A 22,993-nucleotide genomic window follows, 5' to 3' on the forward strand; every position below is an offset into this window, starting at 1 on the left:
TGGAAGACATCAACAAGGGCTTCGACCTGATGCACGCCGGAGAGTCGATCCGCTCCGTGGTGCTCTACTGAGGACAGTCGAACCGGTTCTGCTTATCCCGCCCTTCTCCTGAGCCGGGAAGGGCGGGTATTGTCAGGTGCGGATTGAATTTTCAGGCAAATTTCAAGGAATTAAGACATGAAGACCGTTTCCGAGAACCGCGCCTATGGCGGCGTACAGGGCGTTTACAGCCATGCATCCGAAGCCTGCTCCTGCGACATGACGTTTGCGGTCTACATGCCGCCCCAGGCCGCGGACGGCCCAGTGCCCTGCCTGTGGTATCTGTCCGGCCTGACCTGCACCCACGAAAACGCCATGACCAAGGCGGGCCTGCAGGCCCATGCCGCGGAATTCGGACTGGCTCTGGTCTTTCCCGACACCAGTCCGCGCGGCGAAGGCGTGGCGGATGACGAGGCCTATGATCTCGGCCAGGGTGCCGGTTTTTATGTGAACGCAACCGAAGCCCCTTGGGCACCGCATTTCCGGATGTTTGACTATGTCACCAAGGAACTGCGGGCCCTGGTGCAGGAGAAGTTCGCTGTCTCCGATGCGCACGGAATTACCGGCCATTCCATGGGCGGACACGGGGCGCTGACGCTGGCGATCGCCAATCCGGATCTCTACCGGTCGCTGTCCGCCTTTGCTCCGATTGCCCATCCCACGGCATCCGATTGGGGACGCAAGCAGTTGTCGGCCTATTTGGGGACGGGCGAAACGGTCTGGGCGGCGCATGACGCCGCGCTGCTTCTGAGAGACAAGGGCTGGAAATCGGACATCCTTGTGGATCAGGGCGCGAGTGACCAGTTCCTCGACCTTTTGAAGCCGGAAGCATTGGCGGCGGCCCTTGCCGAAACAAGGACACCGTCCACCTTCCGGATGCAGGAAGGCTATGACCACTCCTATTATTTCGTGTCCACCTTCGGCAGGGACCACGTGCAGTGGCACGCGGAACGGCTCAAAGGCTGATCGCGCCTACCATTCCGCCTTTGCAGCGCTTTCCTTCAGCCGGATCAGGGCGGCGAGCGCCTTGTTGATCGGGGCGTGGACGTCGTAGGCGGCCGCTTCCCTTTCCACCATGCCACATAGCGCCTCTATTTCCGTCGGGCGCCCGGCCTCCACATCCTGCAGCATGGAGGCCTTGTGGGGCTTGTGATGGGCGAGAGCCTCGTCGATCTTGGCATGGACCGCATCAATCATTGCCGCGATGTCCTTGGCGTTCGCCACATCGACGACTTCATCGGCCGCGGCCTTGGCGAGAACGACGGCACTGGGCTCGTTGGCGATGTCGCCGACGCGGGCGCCGCAGAGCGCGCTGATGGTGTTGAGCGCGCAATTGAAGGCGGCCTTCTGCCAGATGACCACATCCGCCTGATCATCGAGCACGAAATCGACCGGCTCCATGATTTCGGCCAGTTTCTCGGCGAAAGGACGGCCCCGAGGGGTCAGGGACTTGAAGGTCGTCGCCATGCCCGCATGGGTGGCTGCGTGGCCCGGCCCTTTCAGATCCGCGGGGATCATGGTCGAACCTTCCAGGATATTGTCGTCCGGCACGTATTCGGCGACGCGGTCGGCATTGCCGAGACCGTTCTGGATGGTCAGTACATGAGCGCCGGCCGTGATCAGCCGTTCCACCGACTGCAGGGCAGTGGCCGTGTGCATCGTCTTGGTCAGCAGGATAATGAGGTCGGCGGGACCCGTGTAATCTTCCGGACGCATAGCCGGAATTTTCCAGGTGTTGCTTTCACCGCCCAGATCCAGGCGCAGGCCGGTATCGTTGATCGCGTCGATATGGGCCTGGTTGACGTCCAGAAGCGTGACGGGAATATCCGCGCGCGCCATCAGGCCTCCCAGGACCGAACCGAGTGCGCCTGCGCCGAGTATTACGATATCCATGCCACTGATCTCCCGTGAGCTTTTCAACTTATGTACAGGCCGCTTCGGATTTTTGCCAAGGGCAGGTTGCGAAATAGTGAGGGATATCGGTTTGGTGGCGTCCGATGCTCCAGGTGTGAGCTTTCATCCGGTTGTCCATTCGGGGCTTCGCGAGGAGAAAGGGGCTCAGTGCCGCGCCGATCCCCGACGTCACCTCACAGGGCGTAAACCGCAGAAGTTCGTGGAAGATCCGGTTGACGGTTCCCTCAATCGGGTGGCGCAGCCAGTGGCGGCGTGCCGCGGGGTAATGGCGCAATCTCAGGCCCGGCGCGGGTGCACCGTCATCGGCAGCTTGTCGCCCGGCCGCAAGGTCAGACGGCAGACCGGCTGGACATCGGTGCCGGGGACAAGTTTCAGATCGAAATCCCTCGCCAGGATCGTCAGGCTCAGGATTGCCTCGGTCAGGCCGAATTGCAGGCCGGCACAGATCCGCGGGCCGATGCTGAAGGGAACGTAACCGTATTTGTTGGGCTTCTTAGACCTTCTCTTGAGAAATCGTTCGGGCCAGAAGGCGTCCGGTTTTTCCCACAGTCCTGGATTGCGGTGCAGCAGCCATGGAACGACCATGACCAGCGCCCCCTTGGCGATCCGCTTGCCGCTAATTTCGGTGTCGTCCATCGCTTCGCGGGCGAGGATCGGCACCGGCGGATACAAGCGCAATGCCTCTTCGATTACCGCGCGGATGTAAGACAGATTGGCGACGTCCTTGAAGTCAGGCGTACGGCCGCCGATCGCCTTGTTGATCTCCTTGTGAAGCCTTTCGGAGACACGCGGCGACTGGGACAGAAGGTACCAGCACCAGGCAAGCGTGTTGGCCGTGGTCTCGTGGCCGGCCATGAAGATCACCGCCGCCTCATTACGGATTGCGTCCCTCGACAGGGGATTGCCATCCTCGTCGCGTGCCTCCAGCAGTCCGCCGATCACTGAGGCTTCACCGGCTTCCTTCTGGGCCTGATAGCTGTCGATGATTTCATCGAGCACGCTCAGGATGCGTTCCTTGGACTTCCTGATCGCGCTGCCGCGGAAGCGGGGCAGCCATTCGGGCAGCCCGAACATGGAGATCATGTCGACCTGGTCGATGTATTTCTGGTACTCCGAAAAGCCCTGAACGACCTCGCTGGCGTAGTTCTTGCCAAGCTGGCGGCCGAAGATCGTGCGGCAGATGATTTCCGCCGTCAGGTGAGCCATTTCCGCCAGCGCGTCGATTTCCGCGCCTTCGCCGAGGGCGGCCCATTCGGCGCGCTTTTCCAGGATCGTGTCGACCATGATCGGGGCAAAACCCGGCACGCGCGAGCCGTGAATAATGGGCGCGACCACTTTGCGCCGTTTCGCCCAGGTTTCCGTGTCGCTGACGAACAGCCCGTCGCCCAGGAGCGGCTCCAGCGCATGGCGCATCTGCGGGCTTTTGCGCTGCAATGTCTCGTGATTTACCTGAAAGGCCTCGCGGACCACATCCGGCCTGTTGCAGACGACGAGTTCCCGGCTGAACACCTTGCGGCTTCTCAGTCGGCCACGGAAATCCTCAGTGCTCCAGATGGAGAGGAAATTCTTCTTCGCCATGCCGATCAGCTTCCAGACCGGAGGCGCACTTTGATACCGGTAGGGGTAGGGCGGTATGAAGTCTTCCGCCGGGGCCTTTTCGTTCACGGGATCGGCGAGGGTCACACCCGTTTCCTTCTCATTTAAACGATCTTTAATTTAGCCGATCCTTGACCTATCTGGGACGAATGCGCAAGGCCGCGAGAACGACCGCAGCCCAGCCGATGATCACCATCGTACCGCCAGTGGGGGCGGACATGGGAAACAGCCGCCGGTCGGCGAAGGCGCGGCTGGTGAGGTCGCCACAGAAAAGGGCAAGGCCTGCGACCATCAGGATCAGCGCATAGAGCAGAAACGGCGACTGGTGGGTCTGGCTGAGGGCGCCGATCGCAAGGATGGCCGGGGCGTGAAACAGAAGCATTTGGGCCGCCGTTTCGATCAGGCCGGTCGTATCCATATGCGCGGCCATAGCCAGCAGCATGACGCCTGCCGCTCCTGCGATTCCACCCAGGATCAGACAGGTGCGCAGCAGAGCCGACGTTGGTTCGCCCTGCGTGGGGATCATTCTGTGACTCATGGTGCCAAGCCCGGTCTGTGTCGAGAAAGCAGGCGGTGATGTTTCGTGCCTGCGCTCCGCATCATGCAGCCGCAAGTCCCCGCTTTTCAAGCAGTGCATCGATCTTCGGCGCACGGCCCCGGAATGCCTTATAGGTCTCTTCCGGATCGGGACGGCCGCCGGCGGAATAGATATGGGTGTAGAGCCGTTCCGCCGTTTCCTTGTGGAAAATGTCGCCGGCTTCCTCGAAGGCGCCGAAGGCATCCGCGTCCATGACTTCCGACCACATGTAGCTGTAATAGCCGGCGGAATAACCGTCGCCTGCAAAGGCATGAGCAAAATGCGGTACCCGGTGGCGCATGGTGATCGCCTCCGGCATGCCGATTTTCGCCAGCGCTTGTCTTTCGTAGGCGGTGACATCGAGTTTGTCTGTATCGGTCAGGAGATGCACTTCCAGGTCGACGAGCGCACAGGCGGTGTATTCGACCGTGGCGAAGCCCTGATTGAAGTTTTCTGCCGCCAGCAGCTTGTCCAGCAGATCTTTCGGCATCGGTTCGCCGGTCCGGTAGTGGACCGCATAGCGCGATAGCACTTCCGGCCGCGAAAGCCAGTGTTCGTAAAGCTGGGAGGGCAGTTCCACGAAATCCCGGGCGACGCTGGTTCCGGAAATAATCGGATAGGTCACATTCGACAAAAGCCCGTGCAGGGCATGGCCGAACTCATGGAACAGCGTGTTGGCATCGTCGAAGGTCAAGAGGGTGGCCTCACCCGGCGCGCCCTTGGAGAAGTTCATCACGTTGACGATGATCGGCGAGACATCGCCTTTCAGCCTGTGTTGGGAGCGGAAGGCACTCATCCAGGCGCCGGAGCGTTTCGAGGGTCGAGCGAAATAATCGCCCAGGAACAGGCCGACATGTTTGCCGTCCCGGTCGGTCACCTCGAACACCCGGACGTCCGGGTGATAGACGGGCAGGCCCTTCTTTTCCTCGAAATTGAGGCCGAACAGGCGGTGGGCGGTGTCGAAAGCGGCTGCGATGACGCGGTCGAGCTGCAGGTAGGGCTTGATCTCCGCCTCATCCAGGTCGTGCTCCGCCTTGCGGACCTTCTCCGAATAGTAGCGCCAGTCCCAAGGGGCGATCTTGAAGTTTCCGCCTTCGGAACGGGCCATGTCGGCGAGTTTGGCTTCTTCCTCTGCAGCCCGTTTGACCGCCGGTTGCCAGACTTTCATCAGAAGATCGCGGACGGCTTGCGGGGTCTTCGCCATGGTGTCGTCGAGCTTGAAATCGGCGAAGGTGTCGAAGCCGAGCAGCTTTGCCTTTTCCGCCCTGAGACCGATGGTTTCGGCGACAATGGCGCGGTTGTCGGTGTCTCCGCCATTCTCGCCGCGCGCGCTCCAGGCCTTGAAGGCTTCCTCGCGCAAGGCGCGGTTGGAGGAGAACTGCAGGAATGGTTCGATAGAGGAACGCGACAGGGTGATGACATGCTTGCCGTTCAGGCCACGCTCGCGCGCCGCTTCCTCGGCGGCCGCCAGCAGGAAGTCGGGCAGGCCGGCCCGGTCTTCCTCCGTTTCCAGCACGAGCTGGTAATCGGCTTCGTCCTTCAGGACGTTCTGGGAGAAGCTGGTGCCCAGCGTTGCCAGCCGCTGAGAGATTTCCGCCATGCGAGACTTGTCGTTTGCTTCCAGTCCGGCACCGGCGCGCTGGAACATCTTGTGGTAGCGTTCCAGGACGCGGGCTTCCTCCTCGTTCAGGCCGAGGTCGTCCTTCTTGTCCCATAGGGCGGCGATGCGGTCAAAGAGGACGCCGTTCAGGAGCGTTTCCGAGGAATGCTTGGCAAGCTTGGGTGCGATATCGCGTTCGATGGCCTGAAGCTCCGGGTTGGTGTGCGCCCCGGACAGGTTGAAGAAGGTTCTGGCCACCCGGCTCAGGGTTTCGCCTGCCTTTTCCAGCGCCACGATCGTGTTCTCGAAGGTTGGCTCGGTCTGCTGATCCGCGATCGCATCCACTTCAGCCCGGCCTTCGGCCATGGCTTTTTCGAAGGCTTCTGTAAAATGGTCCGGTTTGATATCGGCAAACGGCGGCAGCTCGAAGGGCGTGGTCCAGTCGGAAAGAAGCGGATTTTGCGGCATGGAAGGTCCTGTAGGGAGGAATAAGAAAACAGACTAAATGTCATATGGGGTCGGACCGGCAGCCGTCAAAGCGAAGCTTGTCCGGTGCGGCACAATTTCCCCCTTTTCGGGATGTTGCCGGCCCAATCACCGCGTCATGTTTCAACCCGCCGGGGGGCAGGATCAGCGGCCTGGTGACGATTACCGGCGCCTACCACATCGACTTCGCAGCGCGTTCGGGCCATTCCCGGTCATAGGCCTCGCCTCCGGTCTCGCCGTTCGACATGTCCGCAAGGATCTCGCCCGGGGTCGGAAGAGAGGCGGGGTCGATGTGTGCCGCCTGATCCCAAAGCCCGGCGCGAAGGACAGCTCTGGCGCACTGGAAGTAAAGTTCGTTTATGGTGATGCGAATGATGCAGCGGGGTTCCTTGCCCTTTACGGCGAAGCGTTGCAACAGGTCCGGATTGACGGTGAGTTCCGCTTGCCCGTTGATCCGAAGGGTGCTGCCGGATCCCGGTATGAGCATCATCAGCGCCACCCGGGGATCGCGGACGATATTGCGCAGGGAATCGATCCGGTTGTTGCCACGGCGATCGGGGATGAGCAGCGTCTTTTCATCATCCACGTAGACGCAGGTGCCGGGATCGCCGCGGGGAGAGCAGTCCAGCCCTTCGGGACCTGCCGTCGCCAAGGCGCAAAACGGCGAGGCGTCGATCACCTGCCGGTAGAGGGGGGTGACCCGGTCCGCGACCTTGACGGTGGCAGCGGCGACCGGAACGCCGTAGATGCGTTCAAGTGCGTCGATGGAGGTGATTGTGTCTGTCATGAAGGCTTTCCGCTGTCCTGTGTCCGGTGAAATTTACCACAAGCGGCATTTCGGCATTTGACTTTCGACTAATGCGAGAAAGGAGTTCTTTAGCCGACTATTTGATTGAACGTTCTTTTGCACTGCGGTGATGAAATGATTAAGCCTATGTTATCTTGAATGGAAACCATATTTGCGTTGCAGCAACCAGGGCGAAGCGACTCTTTTTACCCGGTCCTTGGCGAGCGCGTGCCAAACATGTTTTCACGTATACCGCGTCGATAGTCGTATTGCTCGCAGGCTGCGCGTGTTTTTACAGTCTGCCCAGCTTGCGTGCCCTTTGGCCATGGATCCGGGAAACCGGTTGGGAAAAGTCATGGGACATGCTCGCCGACTGCGGATTGTTCCGTAGATATTCGTCCAGGCTTTTTCGGGCCTTTCTGGGAGGAAAGTATGACCCTTATTCACAAACCCCTTAACCGTCGTTCGATTCTGAAGGCAGGTACGGCTGGTGGTGTTGCGCTGGCAACGCCGACCATCTTCACCAGCTCCGCATGGTCCGCCGGCTATCTGAACGAACCGACCGGTGCTGAAGTCACCCTCGGCTTCAACGTGCCGCAGACCGGCGCGTATGCCGATGAAGGCGCTGACGAACTGCGCGCCTACCAGCTGGCCGTCAAGCACCTCAACGGTGAAGGCGACGGCGGGATGCTGAATACCTTCTCGTCCAAGGCTCTCCAGGGCAACGGTGTGAACGGCAAGAAGGTCGCCTTCGTGACTGGCGACACGCAGACCAAGTCCGACGCGGCGCGCGCATCCGCCAAGCGCATGATCGAAAAGGACGGCGCCATCATGATCACCGGCGGTTCGTCCTCCGGCGTGGCCATTGCCGTTCAGTCGCTCTGCCAGGAAGCCGGCGTCATCTTCATGGCCGGTCTGACCCACTCCAACGACACCACCGGCAAGGACCGGCGCGCCAACGGTTTCCGTCACTTCTTCAACACGGAAATGTCCGGCGCGGCTCTTGCTCCGGTGCTGAAGAACAACTACGGCACGGACCGCAAGGCCTATCACCTGACCGCCGACTACACCTGGGGCTGGTCCCAGGAAGGGTCCATCAAGAAGTACACCGAAGCCATGGGCTGGGAAACGACCGCTGCCGTGCGCACCCCGCTTGGCGCAGGCGACTTCTCCCAGTACATCACTCCGGTGCTGAACTCGGGTGCTGACGTACTGGTCCTGAACCACTACGGCAAGGACATGGTGAACTCCCTGACCCAGGCGGTTCAGTTCGGCCTTCGCGACAAGATGGTCAACGGCAAGAAGTTCGAAATCATCGTTCCGCTGTACTCCCGTCTGATGGCTCAGGGTGCCGGCGACAACGTCAAGGGCATCTTCGGTTCCACCAACTGGCACTGGTCGCTGCAGGACGAAGGCTCGAAGGCTTTCGTTAAGTCCTTCGGTCAGGAATACGGCTTCCCGCCGAGCCAGGCAGCCCATACCTGCTACGTGCAGACTCTCCTTTACGCCGATGCGGCCCAGCGGGCCGGTACCTTCCAGCCTTGCGCGGTCGGTGCGGCTCTCGAGGACTTCGAGTTCGACGGCATGGGCAATGGACCGACCCTTTACCGGGGTGCCGACCACCAGTGCTTCAAGGACGTTCTGGTCGTGAAGGGTAAGGAAAACCCGACCTCCCAGTTCGACCTTCTGGAAGTCGTCGAAATCACTCCGCGTGCCCAAGTCGAGTATGCTCCCGACATGGAAGACGTTAAGGGTGATCTCGGCACCTGCAACAACGGCGCCTGATCGGCGATAAAAACCACAGGCGGCCGCCCCTCATGGGCGACCGCCTTCTCGGGATCAGGTGCGATTTTCAGTCGAAGCCACCGAATATCGTCAAACTGATCATATCCGACTAGTTGGTGCGGGATGCGGGCGGAAAACCGGTTCCCACTTTTTCTCATCCCGCACAGCGGCTTTGGGCAGAGAACTCCGGCAAAACAGATGGACGTCATCCTACTTCAACTTCTGAACGGTCTGGACAAAGGGGGCGCCTATGCGCTGATCGCCCTTGGTCTGACCCTCATTTTCGGCACGCTGGGTGTTGTGAACTTCGCGCACGGCGCGCTGTTCATGTTGGGCGCCTTCTGTGCGGTCACCTTCAACCAGCTTCTCACCCTGGAAACGGTTACTGTCGATCCGACCCGGACCACGGCCTGGGGCACGCCACTTGAGGTGCGTACGCCCTATGTGGAGGCATGGCTCGGCGATTTCGGTACCTGGGTGGTGAATTATTCCGTTCCGGCGTCGATCCTGCTTGCCGTTCCGGTGATGCTGATCATCGGCTTCGCGATGGAACGGGGCCTGATCAAGCATTTCTACAATCGTCCGCATGCGGATCAGATCCTGGTGACCTTCGGACTCGCCATCGTCCTTCAGGAAATCATCAAGTCGATTTTCGGCGCCAACCCGATCCCTCAGGTCGCGCCTGAAGTGGTGCGCGGAGCTGCCGACATCGGGGCCATGCTCGGCATGGATCCCGGCGCAATCGTCTACCCGTGGTGGCGGATGGTCTATCTGCTCTTTTCAGCGATCATTATTGCCGCCGTCTTCGCCTTTCTCCAGTTCACGACCTTCGGCATGGTGGTGCGCGCAGGCATGGCCGACCGGGAAACGGTCGGGCTGCTCGGCATCAACATTGAGCGCCGTTTCACGATCGTGTTCGCGATCGCTGCCGTCGTGGCGGGTCTTGCGGGTGTGATGTACACGCCGATCCTGCCACCCGACTATCACATGGGTATGGACTTCCTGGTGTTGTCCTTCGTGGTGGTCGTCGTCGGCGGCATGGGCTCACTGCCCGGTGCGGTCGCGGCCGGCTTCCTGCTCGGTATCCTGCAGTCCTTCGCTTCCATGAACGAGGTCAAGGAAATCTTCCCGGGCATTGACCAGATCATCATCTATCTTGTCGCTGTGGTTATTCTGCTTGTGCGTCCGCGCGGGCTGCTGGGCCGCAAGGGCGTTATGGAGAACTAAGAAAAATGAATTCCAAAACGTCTTCCATACGCGACATCGTGTTTTTCCTGGTCTTCGCGGCGGCCGTACTGACCATGCCACTTTGGCTGGCGCCGATCGGCGCAGGCTACCCGGACCTTTTGCAGAAGTTCGCGATCTACGGCCTGTTCGCAACCGGTTTCAACCTGTTGTTCGGCCTGACCGGATATCTGTCGTTCGGCCATGCCGCATTCCTGGGCGTCGGGTCCTACACGGCGGTCTGGACCTTCAAGCTGCTCGGCATGAACCCGATCCCGGCGGTGATCGCCGCAATCGTGGCCTCCGGTATCTTCGCCCTGGCAATCGGTTACGTCAGCCTGCGGCGCTCGGGGATCTACTTCTCGATCCTCACGCTCGCCTTCGCGCAGATGTGTTATAATCTCGCCTATTCGGTTCTGACACCGATCACCAACGGTGAAACCGGCCTGCGCGTGCTGGAAACCGATCCGCGGATCTTCGATAGTACGACGCGGGCCGAGGGACCACTGATCTCGTCCATATTCGGCTATGACATGACCGGTTATTCGGGGTTCTATTTCTGTGCCGTCCTTCTCATCATCGGTTTCTTCATTGCGCAGCGGATCTTCCGTTCGCCCTTCGGAACCATGTTGCGGGCGGTCAAGTCGAACCAGAACCGGATGACCTATACCGGCCTCAATCCGCGTCCCTACACGCTGGCCGCCTTCGTGATCTCGGGCATGTATGCCGGGCTCGCGGGCGCACTGCTGTGCATTACGGACCCGCTGGCGGGCGCGGAGCGCATGCAGTGGACGGCATCGGGCGAAGTGGTGCTGATGACCATTCTGGGCGGTGCCGGAACCCTGCTCGGACCGATCCTCGGAGCGGGCCTGATCAAGTACTTCGAAAATATCTTTTCGGCCTTCAACGACCAGACCCTGCATTCGATCTTCGGCTTCCTGCCCGATTTCATCGAAACACCCGTCGTCGCAATCACGAGCCTTTTCGTGGGCGAAGGCTGGCATCTGACCCTCGGCGTCCTGTTCATGCTGATCGTGATCTTCCTTCCCGGAGGCATCATGGAAGGCCTGGCGCGCATCGGACGACTGTTCAAGCGCCTTGGCGGCTCCGCCAAGAAATCAGAAACAGCTCCGGCCGAGTAAGGGAACACTGAAATGGAAATTCTCAAGGTCTCGGGCGTGAACAAATCGTTTGGCGGTTTGAGAGCCCTCAACAATGTGGATTTTGCGGTCGAACAGGGAACGGTGCATGCGATCATCGGCCCGAACGGCGCCGGAAAGTCTACCTTCCTGAACTGCATGATCGGCCGTTTGATACCGGACACCGGAACGGTGATGTTCGGCGATATCTCGCTGACGGGCATGAAGCCCTATGAAATCAATCAGGTCGGCGTCTCGCGTGTGTTCCAGACACCTGAAATCTTCGCCGACCTTACCTTGTTGGAAAACGTCTTGATCCCGACGATGGCAAAGCGGGACGGTCAGTTTGCACTGCGCGCCTTCAAGCGTCTCGATCAGGATACGGAGATCCGCGACAAGGCGCTTCACATGCTCGAGGACGTGGGGCTTGTCGAGAAGAAGGATATGCACTCCGGCAGCCTGTCGCGTGGTGACAAGCGGCGCCTGGAACTGGCCATGTGCCTGTCTCAGGATCCGAAGCTCCTGCTTCTCGATGAACCGACTGCCGGTATGTCGCGTGCCGACACCAACAATACCATCGATCTGCTGAAGCGTATCGGCGATCGCGATATCACGAAGGTTATCATCGAGCATGACATGCATGTGGTGTTTTCGCTGGCCGAGAAAGTGACCGTTCTGGCTCAGGGAACCATCATTGCCGAAGGAAAGCCGCAGGACATCAAGGGCGATCCCCGCGTTCAGGAAGCCTATCTCGGAGGAGCGCATCTATGACCCTTTTGGATAATCAGTTCGAAGGACGCCAGGCCCCCGGGGTCAAGCCGGTCAAGCCTCAGGGCGGCGCTCCGGCCTTCTTCTCGGCCTGGGATCTTCACGCCTATTACGGCGAGAGCTACATCGTTCAAGGCGTTCACTTCGATATTCGCGAAGGCGAGATCCTGGCGCTTCTGGGCCGTAACGGTGCCGGCAAGACCTCGACCCTGCGCACGATCGCCCGCATGGACAATCCGCGCCTGACTCACGGCGAGATCTGGCTGGATCACAAGCCGCTGCATTCCATGAAAAGCCATGAGGCAGCCCGCAATGGTGTCGGTCTGGTGCCGGAAGATCGGCGGATCATCCCGGGGTTGACGGTTGAGGAAAATCTGGAACTGTCGCAGATCGCGCCTCCGATCGGCTGGTCCATCGAGCGCATCTATGACCATTTTCCGCGCCTTGCCGAACGCAAGAGCCAGGAAGCTGTGACCCTTTCCGGCGGGGAACAGCAGATGCTGGCGCTGGCACGGGTGTTGGCCCGGGACGTCAAGTTATTGCTCCTGGACGAGCCCTATGAAGGGCTTGCCCCTGTGATTGTGCAGGAGATCGAGCGTATCCTGGAAGGGGTCAAGGAACTGGGCATCACGACGATCATCGTCGAACAGAATGCGATCGCGGCGCTGCATCTGGCTGACCGGGCGGTGATCCTCGACATGGGCGAGGTCGTTTTCGACGGTAGCGCGCAGGAGGTTCTCGACAACGCGGAGCTGCGCCAGGAATATCTCGCGATCTGACGGTTCCCCTTGATGTGAAACCGGAAGGCCGGCGCCCGAGGGCTCCGGCCTTTTTTCTGTTTTTCGCCGGTTGGTTGTCAGCGAAGCAGACGTCGGGCGAATTTACCCTTCCAACAAAATCAGGTCCTAACCGGTCGACGGCAATTGGACTCAGCCTTATTTTTATGCAACGTCGGTAGTCGTATCTCGTGGGGAGTCTATTTGGCATGTTGCTGCTTTCGCAGAAAGAAACACGCGACGCGTTGCCGTTTCCGGAATTGATCGAGGCTCTGGCGGAGATGTTCCGCAAGGGATGTGAAATGCCCGTGCGCCATCATCATGATATGAAAGTGCCTGACGAGCCTGATGCCACCATGCTGATCATGCCGGCGTGGGTTCCGGGCGAACATGCCGGTGTGAAGATCGTCAACGTGATGCCGGGCAATGCGGCCTGGGGTGAGCCGGCCATCTCCGCGGAATACCTGTTGTCAGATGCGCGGACCGGGAAAATGCTTGCCCTCATCGATGGCGGCGAACTGACCGCCCGGCGGACGGCAGCGGCCTCCGCGCTTGCGGCAAGTTATCTGGCGCGCGACGATGCGGAACATCTGCTGGTTGTCGGCACAGGACGCCTTTCGTCTTATCTGATCGAGGCCCATATGGCGGTTCGACCGATCAAGAAGGTGTCCGTCTGGGGGCGCTCAACCGAAAAGGCGGCAGGTGTCGCCGCAAAGGCCGCGGAACAGCTGGGTATCGACGCAGAGGCGGTGGAGGACCTGGACGACGCGGTCAGCCGGGCAGATATCATCAGCGCGGCGACACTGTCCAACGACCCGCTGATCAAAGGCGCGCTGCTGAAGCCCGGCGCCCATGTGGATCTGGTCGGAGCTTTCAAACCGACCATGCGCGAAAGCGATGACGACGCTATTCGACGTTCAAGTGTGTTTGTCGATACCAAAGACGGTTGCACGAAAGAGGGCGGCGATATCGTCCAACCGCTCGAATCGGGTGTCCTGAAGATGAAGGACATCAAGGCCGACCTTTACGATCTGACCAGAGGCAAGCATGCCGGACGCAGCAGCGACGACGAGATCACGCTGTTCAAATCGGTCGGAGCGGCGCTAGAAGACCTGGCAGGAGCCATACTGGCGTTCCAATCGACGCATGATGGCGACATCGACTTCGGCAGGGCCGAACCGGAAGCCTGAAACGGCGTACCCCTATCCGAGTTCGAAGGTTGTGATGCCGTAGGTCCGGCCCAGGGACAGGTCCGGTGCCGCGCCCAAATACATGCGCGCCGTTTCGAAAACCGGCGAGAGTTCGTACCGCTCCGCAAGATCCAGTGCGTCCCGGTTCGGTTCGGGAGTGTCCAGATAGACTGTCTGGCCTTTGGCTTGTCCGGCAAGGGCCCGAAAGAGTATATCCGCGATCTCGGCCGTGTCGGCAAACAGAGGCCCGATCTTGAAGCCTTCGCCGCACAGACGGATAACGCCGTAGCCCTTGATCTCTCCGTCGTTGACGAAGGCAAAGCCGCGCCGTGTTTGTACCATCGGTGCGGTCCAGGCCTGCAGAAAGTCAGTTCTGGGGGCCGGGAAGAAGTTCTGGTCATAGTCCCTGACGGACGGGAATATCCCCTGGCCAAGCGGGGCAAGGCGCTGGTCCATGGGCGTGTCGACCATGGAAAGCCCGCCCTGACGGATGTTGCGGTGCGCGAGCTCGAAGCCTGATTTGCGGTAGTTGTCCTGCTGATCGACCACGCCGTCCAGGCCGATGGTGCGTCCTTCAAGCCGCGCCATGCCGGCCTGCCAGGTCGCCCAGCCGTAGCCTTTGCCGCGATGTTCCGGCTTGCAGATGTAAAAGCCGATGAAGCCGAAGGTCTCGCCATAACGGATCGCGGAGATGCAGGTCACGGGCTCGCCGTCCAGAAATCCCATCAGATAGCCTTCAGGGTCGGCACTGAAGAAGGGGGCCAGATCTTCCTGTCCCGGGTTCCAGCCCTCGTTGCCCGCCCATTCGATGGCCGTGGCAAGCTCGGATTTGGACATGGTGCGGATTTCGAATTGGGAGGTCATCGGCCGGTCCATTGGGGTTATGGTCTGGGATTGCATTCCTGAGATTGGAAGGTTGCGCAGGAAAAGGTCAATAGAACCCTTCATTTCGAACTTCCGAACCGCTCCACTCCTGGTAAAACCGATCAATCCGCCTGGATTGATCTGGCTCAGTCCGGACTGCCGGGAGTTGGCCTATATAATCGGTCCACAGCCATGGCTGGATCGGATTGCTGCGTTGCAAAAAGGTGAGGCAGTGGTCATTCTCCATGGCACAAGGCAAGTTTCCTCCGTTTCGCCGGACGCTTCGAACAGGACAAGAGTTGTCCGGTCGGTCGGTATTTTCATCAAGGCACTGCGCACATGAATTCCAGACGAATTGTCATCGCTGTTCTCCTTCTTGGCGTTGCCGCAATCGGCGGCGGTGCCTATTGGTGGAAGCTGCAGGGAGACCGGCTGCCCGTTTCGATCGCTTACGGTAATGGCCGCATCGAGGCGCAAACGGTTCAGGTTGCGACCAAGACCGGAGGACGGGTTCTGGAGGTGCTGGTCAAGGAGGGTGACCTTGTCGAGCAGGGACAGTTGCTCGCCCGAATCGATACCAATGAACTCGATGCCTCCCTTGCCGGCGCGGAAGCCCAGGTCACCGCCGCAAAGGACACGGTCGCTGCCGTCAAGGCGCAAATCGCACAGCGCGTGAGCGAGCTGAAATATGCCGAACAGGATCTGAAACGAGCGGAAACTCTGGTTTCCAAGGGCCATATCTCGCAGCAGGAAGTCGATCAGCGCCAGACCGCCAAGGAAACCGCGGAAGCGGCCCTGGCGGCGGTGAAGGCGCAACTGGCGAACGCGGAAAGTTCGGTGGAAACCGCCCGTGCGGAAGTCCGGCGGATCGGAACCCTTATCGACGATGCCAACCTGAAGGCGCCGATAGCGGGGCGGGTCCAATACCGGCTCGCGGAGCCCGGAGAGGTGCTGTCTGCCGGCGGCCGGGTGGTGACCCTGCTCGATCTTTCCGACGTCTACATGACTATTTTCCTGCCGACGTCGGAGGTCGGCCGGGTCTATATCGGCGCGGACGCCCGGATCGTGCTGGATGCCGCGCCCGAATACGTGATCCCGGCTCATGTGTCCTTCGTGGCCGCCGACGCCCAGTTCACACCCAAGGAGGTCGAGACGCGGACGGAGCGCGAGAAGCTCATGTTCAGAATCAAGATCAAGATCCCGGCGGAACTGTTGCGCGAACATATCGAAAAGGTTCGCACCGGCCTGCCAGGCGAAGCCTATGTGATGATGGCGCCGGAAACCGCATGGCCGGATAAGCTTGCCGTCCACCTGCCACCCGCTGCGCAATAGCGTTTGTGCCGTGTCCTTTCCAAGGGAGCCGCTCATGTCTGCGCAGGACGATGCAACTATCGGGACAAGCCATCCGGTTGCGAGCCTGACCGGTGTCAGCCAGGTCTATGGCAAGACCAGGGCCCTGGATGATATCACGCTGGATATTCCCTCCGGCCGCACGGTCGGATTCCTGGGGCCGGACGGGGTCGGCAAATCGACCCTGCTGGCGCTGCTCTCCGGGGCGCGCCGGATCCAGTCCGGTACGGTGGCGGCGCTTGAAGGCGACATGGCGGACACGGCGCACCGGACCGCGGTTTTGCCTCGGATCGCCTATATGCCACAGGGTCTCGGCAAGAACCTCTATATGGATCTCACCATCGAGGAGAACCTGGAGTTCTTCGCCCGTCTGTTCGACCAGGACGCGGCGGAGCGCCGACACCGGATCAACGACCTGACCAAAAGCACAGGTTTGCAGCCGTTTCTCAAGCGCCCGGCGGGCAAGTTGTCCGGCGGCATGAAGCAGAAGCTGGGCCTGTGCTGTGCCCTGATCCATGAACCGGACCTGCTCATTCTCGACGAGCCGACCACCGGCGTCGATCCTCTGTCGCGGCGCCAGTTCTGGTCGCTGATTGCCCGTATCCGCCGAAGCCGTCCCGGCATGAGCGTGTTGGTGTCGACAGCCTATATGGACGAGGCGGCCGGGTTCGACTGGCTGATTGCCATGAATGACGGCAAGGTTCTGGCGACAGGCACGCCGGCCGACCTGCTGGATCAGACGGGCGCGGCGACGCTTGATGAAGCCTTCATCGATCTTCTTCCCGAAGACCAAAAACGGGGCCACAAGACCCTCAAGGTTCCGCCGAAAGGGGATGGGGACCATGACAAGGCGATCGTTGCCCGGGATCTGGTGCAGGTCTTCGGATCCTTCACGGCTGTGGACAAGGTCAGCTTCGAAATCGAGCGGGGCGAAATCTTCGGCTTTCTCGGCTCGAACGGCTGCGGCAAGACCACCACCATGAAGATGCTGACCGGCCTGTTGCCGCCCACCAGCGGCGAGGCCTGGCTGTTCGGCAAGAAGATCGACGGCGGCGGCATGGAGACGCGCAAGCGTGTCGGCTACATGTCTCAGGCCTTCTCGCTCTATAGCGAACTCTCGGTCCGCCAGAACCTCGTGCTTCATGCGCAACTGTTCCATATGCCGGAGGACAGGATCGACGCACGGGTGCAGGAGCTGATCGGACAGTTCGATCTCGGTGCCTATACCGACGATCTGCCCGACCGTATGCCGCTTGGCGTGCGCCAGCGGCTGTCGCTGGCGGTTGCCATTGTCCATGAGCCGGACATCCTGATCCTGGACGAACCGACGTCAGGGGTCGATCCGGTGGCCCGGGACGGGTTCTGGGAGATCCTGATCGATCTGGCACGCAACCAGGGCGTTACCATCTTCATCAGCACCCATTTCATGAACGAAGGCGAACGCTGCGACCGGATTTCCCTGATGCATGCGGGCAAGGTTCTGGCCTGTGATGCACCGGAAGCCTTGGTGCAGGCGCGTGGTGCCGAGACGCTGGAGGCTGCCTTCATCGACTACCTGGAAGAGGCGATCGGAGAAACGGAAGCGGTTGCGCCGGATGATACGCCTGATCCCGTCGCTGCGGAGAAACCTGCAAAACCCGCGAAGCCCAAACGCGGATTCTCGCTCCGGCGCATGCGTGCCTATTCCCTGCGCGAAGGCAAGGAACTGATGCGGGATCCGGTTCGCCTGGCCGTTGCCCTCATCGGAACGATGATCCTGATGATGGTGTTCGGCTATGGCCTGACCACGGATGTGGAGCATCTCAATTTCGCGGTTCTCGATCACGACAACTCCCTGGAAAGCCGCCAGTACGTGGAAAGCATTTCGGGGTCCCGGTATTTCAACGAGCAGCCGACGCTGAAGAACCACGCAGATCTGGAAGACCGGCTGCGGGGAGGTTCGATTGCGCTTGCCCTCCAGATCCCGCCGAGCTTCGGACGGGAACTGCTGCGGGGCGAGACGCCGGAAATTGCGGCTACGATCGACGGCGCCATGCCGTTCCGGGCGGAAACGATCGCCGGATACGTGCAGGGCATGAACCAGTCCTACATACTGGATCAATATGCCCGTATATACGGCGAGGCGCCGAAGCTGCTCGCCGCGGATATCGAATCCCGGTTCCGCTACAATCAGGACTTCAAGAGCGTCTATTCCATGGTTCCGTCCGTCATGGCGCTCTTGCTGATCTTCATCCCTTCGATCCTGACGGCGGTCAGCATCGTCCGGGAAAAGGAACTCGGCTCCATCACCAACCTCTACGTGACACCGGTCAGCAAGCTTGAGTTTCTCATGGGCAAGCAATTGCCCTATGTCATCATCGGATACGTGAACTTCATCCTGATGACCCTGATGGCGGTGATCGTCTTCGGAGTGCCGATCAAGGGCAGCCTGCCGACGCTTGCGCTCGGCGCGTTTCTCTACATCCTGGCGACGACGTCCTTTGGCCTCCTGTTTTCCACCTTCACCAAGACACAGATTGCGGCCATTGCCGGCACGGCCATCGGGTCCATCGTGCCCGCGGTTCAGTTCAGCGGTCTGATGCAGCCGGTTTCCACGTTGGAGGGTTTCGGCGCGCTCATCGGCAAGGTCTATCCGACAGCCCATTTCCTGACCATCAGCGTCGGCACCTTCACCAAGGGCTTGGATTTTTCGGACCTGACGGTGAGCTTTCTTGCCTTGACCCCCGCGGCACCGATCCTCATCGCACTCAGTGTCTTCTTGCTGAAAAAGCAGGAGGCTTGAGATGCGCAAGCTTCAGAACATCGTGCGTCTCGGGATCAAGGAACTTCACAGCCTGCGGCGAGACGTGGTCCTGCTGATCTTCATCGGCTGGGCGTTCAGTCTGGGCATCTATGTTGTCGGAACCGGCTTCTCCGTAGAACTGCACAATGCGGCGATTGCGATCGTCGACGAGGACCAGTCGCAGCTCTCTCTCCGGCTGAGGCAGGCCTTTCTGCCGCCGGAATTCAAGACGCCGGAGGTGATCCCGTTCAACCGGATCGACCCGGGGCTGGATACCCGCAAATACTCTTTCGTTCTGGTCATCCCGGAGGATTTCGAAAAGGACGTCCTGGCCGGCAACCAGCCGGCGATCCAGGTCAATATCGACGCAACGGCGGTCATGCAGGCCGGGATCGGCGCCAATTACATCGCCAATATCATTGCGCAGGAGCTGGAGCGGTTCGGCGCGGAACAAAGTGCCGGTTCGAGCGCGCCGTTGAAGCTGGTGACCCGCTATGCCTTCAACCCGAACCTGACCAGCTCCTGGTTCAGCAGCGTGATGGAGATCATCAACAACGTCACCATGCTGACCGTGGTTCTCACGGGAGCGGCCTTCATCCGTGAGCGGGAACACGGCACCCTGGAACATCTGCTGGTGATGCCGGTGACGCCGTTCGAGATCATGATGGCAAAGGTCTGGGCGAACGGCCTCGTCATCATCTGCGCCGTTGCCTTTGCGCTCTGGGTCGTGGTCAAGGGCCTGTTGGCGGTGCAGATAGCAGGCTCGATTCCCTTATTTCTGGCGGGCGTCGCGCTTTATCTCTTTTTCGCCTCGGCGCTGGGCATTCTGCTCGGCACAATCGCGCGCTCCATGCCCCAGTTCGGGCTGCTCTTCATCCTGATCATCCTGCCCATGATGCTGCTGTCCGGCGGTCAGACGCCGGTCGAAAGCCAGCCACAGGTCCTGCAGGATGTAATGCAGTTCGTGCCTTCGACCCAGTTCGTCAGCTTTGCCCAGGCAATCCTCTACCGGGGAGCCGGGTTCGACATCGTCTGGCCCGGGTTCCTGAAGGTGACGATCGCAGGGTTGGTCCTGTTCGTCCTGGCCGCCCTGCGGTTCCGCCGCAGCATTCTGACAGCGAGATAGATCGGTTGGACCGATCTCCGCGGCACCTCCAATTCGGGCATGGAAGCACCCTAACGCGGACAGGATTCGAGCGCGCGTTCAGGCTTTCTCATTCGCTCTTCACTCCAGCCCGGTCCAGGGGATTTGTCGCTATTCGGTTTCTTGCGACATCCTGCCCGTTTGTCCGGGTTCAGGGTTGATGTTCTTATTTTGTTCCAGGTCCGATTTTGTGGTAATAGCAGTGGAAAACGACGCTCTGCCCAATTGCGAGCGCCAAGGAATGTTACCTCTTATGTGAACGGAAGCCGACTGCTTCGCCATCAGCCATGAAAGTGCCGCGAGCCCCTAATGAAGTTCAAGGGTAAGTCCTTTATCGCCATTGTCCTGACGCCGGAGACGCCCGCCGATGCGTGGTTTGCGGAACTCGACCGCATCATCTCTCGCTCACCGGGGTTCTTCATAGACCGGCCGATCATTCTGGATGTGCGTGGCAAGAAGATACCGATTGAGGATCTAGAAACGATTCTGGCGGGCCTGGGCGAGAGGTCCATCCGGGTCATGGGGATCGACGGTATTGCCGGAACCCGCCTGAAACCGGGTATGCCGCCGAGCTTTGCCGGAGGTCGTCTGGCAACCGATATCGAGGTGCCGGATCCGGAAGGATCGGCGGCCTCGGAAGAATCCGACGGTGTGGACAAGACCGAAACCAAGACGCTTTCCGGATCGAAAAAATCCCGAACGGAGGCCAGTGACCGGAAAAAGCCGGCAAATGGCATTTTCCAGAAGGTCGCGACCAGTGTGGCAGCCGACGGTCAGTCGGTTGTCATCACCGAACCTGTCCGCTCGGGCCAGAGCGTGGTTCATCCAACGGGAGACGTTACCGTCGTCGGCTCAGTGGCATCGGGGGCCGAGGTCATCGCGGGCGGTTCGATCCACATCTACGGTGCCTTGCGGGGGCGGGCCCTTGCCGGGGTATCCGGGAACGAGGGGGCTCGGATCTTTTGTTCGAAGCTGGAAGCGGAGCTGGTGTCCATCAACGGGCTTTACACCATTGCGGACGACTTTGCCGACCATGTTGTGAACAAGCCGGCTCAGATCCGTTTCGACGAGGAGAGGCTGATTTTCGAATCGCTGAATTAGGAAGAGACGTTATCCGAGACGTCGCAAGCCGGGTTTTTTCGGGCCGCGCCTGGAAAATTGGAAAACAGGAAAGCACACTATGAACAACGCCACAGTCATCGTGGTCACATCGGGTAAGGGGGGCGTCGGCAAGACAACGTCGACCGCAGCCATTGCCTCGGCGCTGGCCAAACAGGGATACAAGGTTTGCGCGGTGGATTTCGATGTCGGTCTGCGCAACCTGGATCTGATTATGGGCGCGGAACGCCGGGTGGTTTTCGATCTGGTCAACGTGGTGCGCGGCGAAGCCTCGATCAAACAGGCTCTGGTGCGCGACAAGAAACTGGATAACCTCTACCTGTTGCCGGCTTCCCAGACCCGCGACAAGGACGCACTGACCGACGAGGGCGTCGCCAGTGTCATAAACGAGCTGAAGATGTATTTCGACTGGATCGTCTGTGACAGCCCGGCGGGCATCGAGCGCGGTGCGACCCTTGCCATGCGCTATGCGGATGAGGCGATCATCGTGTCCAATCCGGAAGTCTCTTCCGTGCGCGACTGCGACCGGATCATCGGCCTGCTGGACGCCAAGACGGTTTTGGCGGAACAGGGCGAGCGCATGCCCAAGCATCTTCTCATCACCCGCTACGATGTGGAGCGTGCCAGGCTTGGCGACATGCTGGCGGTCGAGGACGTGGTCGACATTCTGTCCGTGCCGTTGATTGGCGTGATTCCGGAAAGCCGAGATGTCCTGAAAGCCTCCAACGTCGGTCTTCCCGTCACCCTGTCCGATGAGACGTCCCTGGCCGCCAAAGCCTATACGGAAGCCACCCAGCGGCTTTTGGGCGAAGAAATTCCGATCACCATTCCCACCGAGAAGAAGGGCCTGTTCGGCAAGTTCTTCAAGGGGAGGGCGGCATGAATATCATGAGTTTCTTCGGCAGGCGGGGCGACACGGCCTCGGTTGCCAAGAACAGACTGCAGATTCTGCTTGCCCATGAGCGCAGCGGCAACTCGGCCGAAGACGCCCGGCTGATTTCCTCCCTGCGTGAAGACATACTGGCTGTGGTCGCCAAGCATATTTCCATCGATCCAGACGCCGTGCGCCTGGAAATGGACCGCACCGGCGACATCACGACTCTCGGTATCGATATCGAACTTCCGGAGGGAGCGACCAGGAAATCTGCCTGAAGGGACCGTGCAAGACAGGCGCCCAACCCTCAATTCTGTGGCGGTGCGCAAGCGCCGAAGGCTGTGCCGCAAGCAGCCGATCAGCGCTGGTCCCTCGACTTTGTCTCCGATGCCCTGATCGATGGGTGCCGGTTCCGGATCCTGTGTGTCATTGATGACTTCAGCCGAGAATGTCTGGCGACCGTTGTCGATAACTCGATCTCCGGAGCGCGGGTATCGCGGGAGCTGGACGGGATCGCGGACCGTCGTGGCCGCTATCCGTTGATGGTGGTCAGCGACAACGGTACCGAGCTGACGTCAAACGCCATGCTTAAATGGCGACCGGACCGTAGCGTGGACTGGCATTATATCGCCCCAGCAACCCCATGCCGAACGGCTTTGTCGAGAGCTTTAAAGGGCGCCTGAGAGACGAATGTCTCAACGACTGTTCCGAAGCTATCGGCATGCCCGTGAGATCATTGAAAGCTGGAGGATCGACTACAATCTGAACCGACCGCATACGCGCCTCGACGGGCTCACACCACACGAATTTGCAACCCGGTCCAACAAAGATCACACCGTGAACAGAGCTAATTTATGAACGCGAACTATCGGGGGAGCAGGTCTCAAGAAACAGAGAGCACCGCCAGCCGTCCAGCCAAAACGTGGTTGAAACGCCGAGATAAATTCCTGGCCGCGAGCGACCGGTGTGGTCTTCACAG

The 22,993-nt window shown here is 60.2% G+C and carries 19 protein-coding genes and 1 pseudogene; 14 read left to right on the forward strand and 6 right to left on the reverse strand.

The features are described from left to right. The first annotated feature begins 177 nt into the window (after window positions 1-177). On the forward strand, window positions 178-1,005 hold the full coding sequence (gene fghA, locus ACN0SO_RS16800; RefSeq protein ID WP_417679799.1) for an S-formylglutathione hydrolase: 828 nt from the start codon (window positions 178-180) through the stop codon (window positions 1,003-1,005). Between the two features lie 6 nt (window positions 1,006-1,011). Here fghA and ACN0SO_RS16805 read toward each other — a convergent pair whose 3' ends face one another. From ACN0SO_RS16805 to ACN0SO_RS16825, 5 genes are all read right to left on the reverse strand, one after another. Continuing rightward, window positions 1,012-1,932, reverse strand: a complete 921-nt coding sequence (locus ACN0SO_RS16805) for a ketopantoate reductase family protein (protein WP_417679800.1) — start codon at window positions 1,930-1,932, stop codon at window positions 1,012-1,014. Between the two features lie 297 nt (window positions 1,933-2,229). Then, on the reverse strand, window positions 2,230-3,636 hold the full coding sequence (locus ACN0SO_RS16810; protein WP_417679802.1) for a cytochrome P450: 1,407 nt from the start codon (window positions 3,634-3,636) through the stop codon (window positions 2,230-2,232). A gap of 49 nt (window positions 3,637-3,685) precedes the next feature. Beyond that, entirely contained in the window at window positions 3,686-4,075 is a 390-nt protein-coding gene (locus ACN0SO_RS16815) for a DUF423 domain-containing protein (RefSeq protein ID WP_417679804.1), read from the reverse strand. Window positions 4,076-4,148: 73 nt separating this feature from the next. After that, window positions 4,149-6,194 (reverse strand): M3 family metallopeptidase, encoded by a 2,046-nt coding sequence (locus tag ACN0SO_RS16820; RefSeq protein ID WP_417679806.1) that lies wholly within the window; start codon window positions 6,192-6,194, stop codon window positions 4,149-4,151. Window positions 6,195-6,384: 190 nt separating this feature from the next. Then, window positions 6,385-6,999, reverse strand: a complete 615-nt coding sequence (locus tag ACN0SO_RS16825) for a pyridoxamine 5'-phosphate oxidase family protein (RefSeq protein ID WP_417679808.1) — start codon at window positions 6,997-6,999, stop codon at window positions 6,385-6,387. A 432-nt stretch (window positions 7,000-7,431) separates the two neighbouring features. On the opposite strand from ACN0SO_RS16825, the gene ACN0SO_RS16830 reads away from it, so the two are divergent. The 6 genes from ACN0SO_RS16830 to ACN0SO_RS16855 all read left to right on the forward strand — a co-directional run bounded on the left by ACN0SO_RS16830 (window position 7,432) and on the right by ACN0SO_RS16855 (window position 13,881). Further along, entirely contained in the window at window positions 7,432-8,784 is a 1,353-nt protein-coding gene (locus ACN0SO_RS16830) for a substrate-binding protein (RefSeq protein WP_417679810.1), read from the forward strand. A 198-nt stretch (window positions 8,785-8,982) separates the two neighbouring features. Then, window positions 8,983-10,011 (forward strand): branched-chain amino acid ABC transporter permease, encoded by a 1,029-nt coding sequence (locus ACN0SO_RS16835; RefSeq protein ID WP_417679812.1) that lies wholly within the window; start codon window positions 8,983-8,985, stop codon window positions 10,009-10,011. Window positions 10,012-10,016: 5 nt separating this feature from the next. Continuing rightward, on the forward strand, window positions 10,017-11,150 hold the full coding sequence (locus tag ACN0SO_RS16840) for a branched-chain amino acid ABC transporter permease (RefSeq protein WP_417679814.1): 1,134 nt from the start codon (window positions 10,017-10,019) through the stop codon (window positions 11,148-11,150). Between the two features lie 12 nt (window positions 11,151-11,162). Next, entirely contained in the window at window positions 11,163-11,918 is a 756-nt protein-coding gene (locus ACN0SO_RS16845; RefSeq protein ID WP_417679816.1) for an ABC transporter ATP-binding protein, read from the forward strand. Further along, a complete protein-coding gene (locus tag ACN0SO_RS16850) occupies window positions 11,915-12,694 on the forward strand; it encodes an ABC transporter ATP-binding protein (protein WP_417679818.1) in 780 nt (259 codons plus the stop codon). Before ACN0SO_RS16845 ends, ACN0SO_RS16850 begins: the two co-directional genes overlap by 4 nt. 206 nt (window positions 12,695-12,900) lie before the next feature. Next, the gene (locus ACN0SO_RS16855) at window positions 12,901-13,881 is read left to right on the forward strand and encodes an ornithine cyclodeaminase family protein (protein ID WP_417679820.1); all 981 of its coding nucleotides are present in this window, start codon (window positions 12,901-12,903) and stop codon (window positions 13,879-13,881) included. Window positions 13,882-13,893: 12 nt separating this feature from the next. On the opposite strand, the gene ACN0SO_RS16860 is transcribed toward ACN0SO_RS16855, so the two are convergent. Then, window positions 13,894-14,745 (reverse strand): GNAT family N-acetyltransferase, encoded by an 852-nt coding sequence (locus tag ACN0SO_RS16860; protein WP_417679822.1) that lies wholly within the window; start codon window positions 14,743-14,745, stop codon window positions 13,894-13,896. A gap of 339 nt (window positions 14,746-15,084) precedes the next feature. Here ACN0SO_RS16860 and ACN0SO_RS16865 point away from each other — a divergent pair, with 339 nt between their 5' ends. From ACN0SO_RS16865 to ACN0SO_RS16895, 7 genes and pseudogenes are all read left to right on the forward strand, one after another. Beyond that, the gene (locus tag ACN0SO_RS16865; protein WP_417679824.1) at window positions 15,085-16,077 is read left to right on the forward strand and encodes an HlyD family secretion protein; all 993 of its coding nucleotides are present in this window, start codon (window positions 15,085-15,087) and stop codon (window positions 16,075-16,077) included. A gap of 34 nt (window positions 16,078-16,111) precedes the next feature. Next, window positions 16,112-18,877: a ribosome-associated ATPase/putative transporter RbbA gene (rbbA, locus tag ACN0SO_RS16870; protein ID WP_417679826.1), complete on the forward strand. Its 2,766-nt coding sequence runs from the start codon at window positions 16,112-16,114 to the stop codon at window positions 18,875-18,877. 1 nt (window position 18,878) lies between these two features. After that, window positions 18,879-20,003: an ABC-2 transporter permease gene (locus ACN0SO_RS16875; RefSeq protein WP_417679828.1), complete on the forward strand. Its 1,125-nt coding sequence runs from the start codon at window positions 18,879-18,881 to the stop codon at window positions 20,001-20,003. 327 nt (window positions 20,004-20,330) lie between these two features. Continuing rightward, a complete protein-coding gene (gene minC / locus ACN0SO_RS16880) occupies window positions 20,331-21,122 on the forward strand; it encodes a septum site-determining protein MinC (protein ID WP_417679830.1) in 792 nt (263 codons plus the stop codon). A gap of 79 nt (window positions 21,123-21,201) precedes the next feature. Continuing rightward, window positions 21,202-22,023, forward strand: coding sequence for a septum site-determining protein MinD (gene minD / locus ACN0SO_RS16885; protein ID WP_417679832.1), 822 nt, complete (start codon window positions 21,202-21,204; stop codon window positions 22,021-22,023). After that, complete coding sequence (gene minE / locus ACN0SO_RS16890) at window positions 22,020-22,292, forward strand: cell division topological specificity factor MinE (protein ID WP_417679834.1); 273 nt, start codon at window positions 22,020-22,022, stop codon at window positions 22,290-22,292. Before minD ends, minE begins: the two co-directional genes overlap by 4 nt. A 42-nt stretch (window positions 22,293-22,334) precedes the next feature. Further along, window positions 22,335-22,872: pseudogene (locus ACN0SO_RS16895) on the forward strand (integrase core domain-containing protein); the annotation flags it as partial. Window positions 22,873-22,993: the final 121 nt, after the last annotated feature.

It is taken from the genome of Roseibium sp. (genome assembly GCF_048260565.1).
GTDB lineage: Bacteria > Pseudomonadota > Alphaproteobacteria > Rhizobiales > Stappiaceae > Roseibium.

Excerpts from the sequence above, each read along its gene's own strand:
- fghA (WP_417679799.1), top strand. The coding sequence starts at position 178 with ATGAAGACCGTTTCCGAGAACCGCGCCTATGGCGGCGTACAGGGCGTT.
- ACN0SO_RS16805 (WP_417679800.1), bottom strand. The coding sequence starts at position 1,932 with ATGGATATCGTAATACTCGGCGCAGGCGCACTCGGTTCGGTCCTGGGA.
- ACN0SO_RS16815 (WP_417679804.1), bottom strand. The coding sequence starts at position 4,075 with ATGATCCCCACGCAGGGCGAACCAACGTCGGCTCTGCTGCGCACCTGT.
- ACN0SO_RS16820 (WP_417679806.1), bottom strand. The coding sequence starts at position 6,194 with ATGCCGCAAAATCCGCTTCTTTCCGACTGGACCACGCCCTTCGAGCTG.
- ACN0SO_RS16825 (WP_417679808.1), bottom strand. The coding sequence starts at position 6,999 with ATGACAGACACAATCACCTCCATCGACGCACTTGAACGCATCTACGGC.
- ACN0SO_RS16830 (WP_417679810.1), top strand. The coding sequence starts at position 7,432 with ATGACCCTTATTCACAAACCCCTTAACCGTCGTTCGATTCTGAAGGCA.
- ACN0SO_RS16835 (WP_417679812.1), top strand. The coding sequence starts at position 8,983 with ATGGACGTCATCCTACTTCAACTTCTGAACGGTCTGGACAAAGGGGGC.
- ACN0SO_RS16840 (WP_417679814.1), top strand. The coding sequence starts at position 10,017 with ATGAATTCCAAAACGTCTTCCATACGCGACATCGTGTTTTTCCTGGTC.
- ACN0SO_RS16845 (WP_417679816.1), top strand. The coding sequence starts at position 11,163 with ATGGAAATTCTCAAGGTCTCGGGCGTGAACAAATCGTTTGGCGGTTTG.
- ACN0SO_RS16850 (WP_417679818.1), top strand. The coding sequence starts at position 11,915 with ATGACCCTTTTGGATAATCAGTTCGAAGGACGCCAGGCCCCCGGGGTC.
- ACN0SO_RS16855 (WP_417679820.1), top strand. The coding sequence starts at position 12,901 with ATGTTGCTGCTTTCGCAGAAAGAAACACGCGACGCGTTGCCGTTTCCG.
- ACN0SO_RS16860 (WP_417679822.1), bottom strand. The coding sequence starts at position 14,745 with ATGACCTCCCAATTCGAAATCCGCACCATGTCCAAATCCGAGCTTGCC.
- ACN0SO_RS16865 (WP_417679824.1), top strand. The coding sequence starts at position 15,085 with ATGAATTCCAGACGAATTGTCATCGCTGTTCTCCTTCTTGGCGTTGCC.
- rbbA (WP_417679826.1), top strand. The coding sequence starts at position 16,112 with ATGTCTGCGCAGGACGATGCAACTATCGGGACAAGCCATCCGGTTGCG.
- ACN0SO_RS16875 (WP_417679828.1), top strand. The coding sequence starts at position 18,879 with ATGCGCAAGCTTCAGAACATCGTGCGTCTCGGGATCAAGGAACTTCAC.
- minC (WP_417679830.1), top strand. The coding sequence starts at position 20,331 with ATGAAGTTCAAGGGTAAGTCCTTTATCGCCATTGTCCTGACGCCGGAG.
- minD (WP_417679832.1), top strand. The coding sequence starts at position 21,202 with ATGAACAACGCCACAGTCATCGTGGTCACATCGGGTAAGGGGGGCGTC.
- minE (WP_417679834.1), top strand. The coding sequence starts at position 22,020 with ATGAATATCATGAGTTTCTTCGGCAGGCGGGGCGACACGGCCTCGGTT.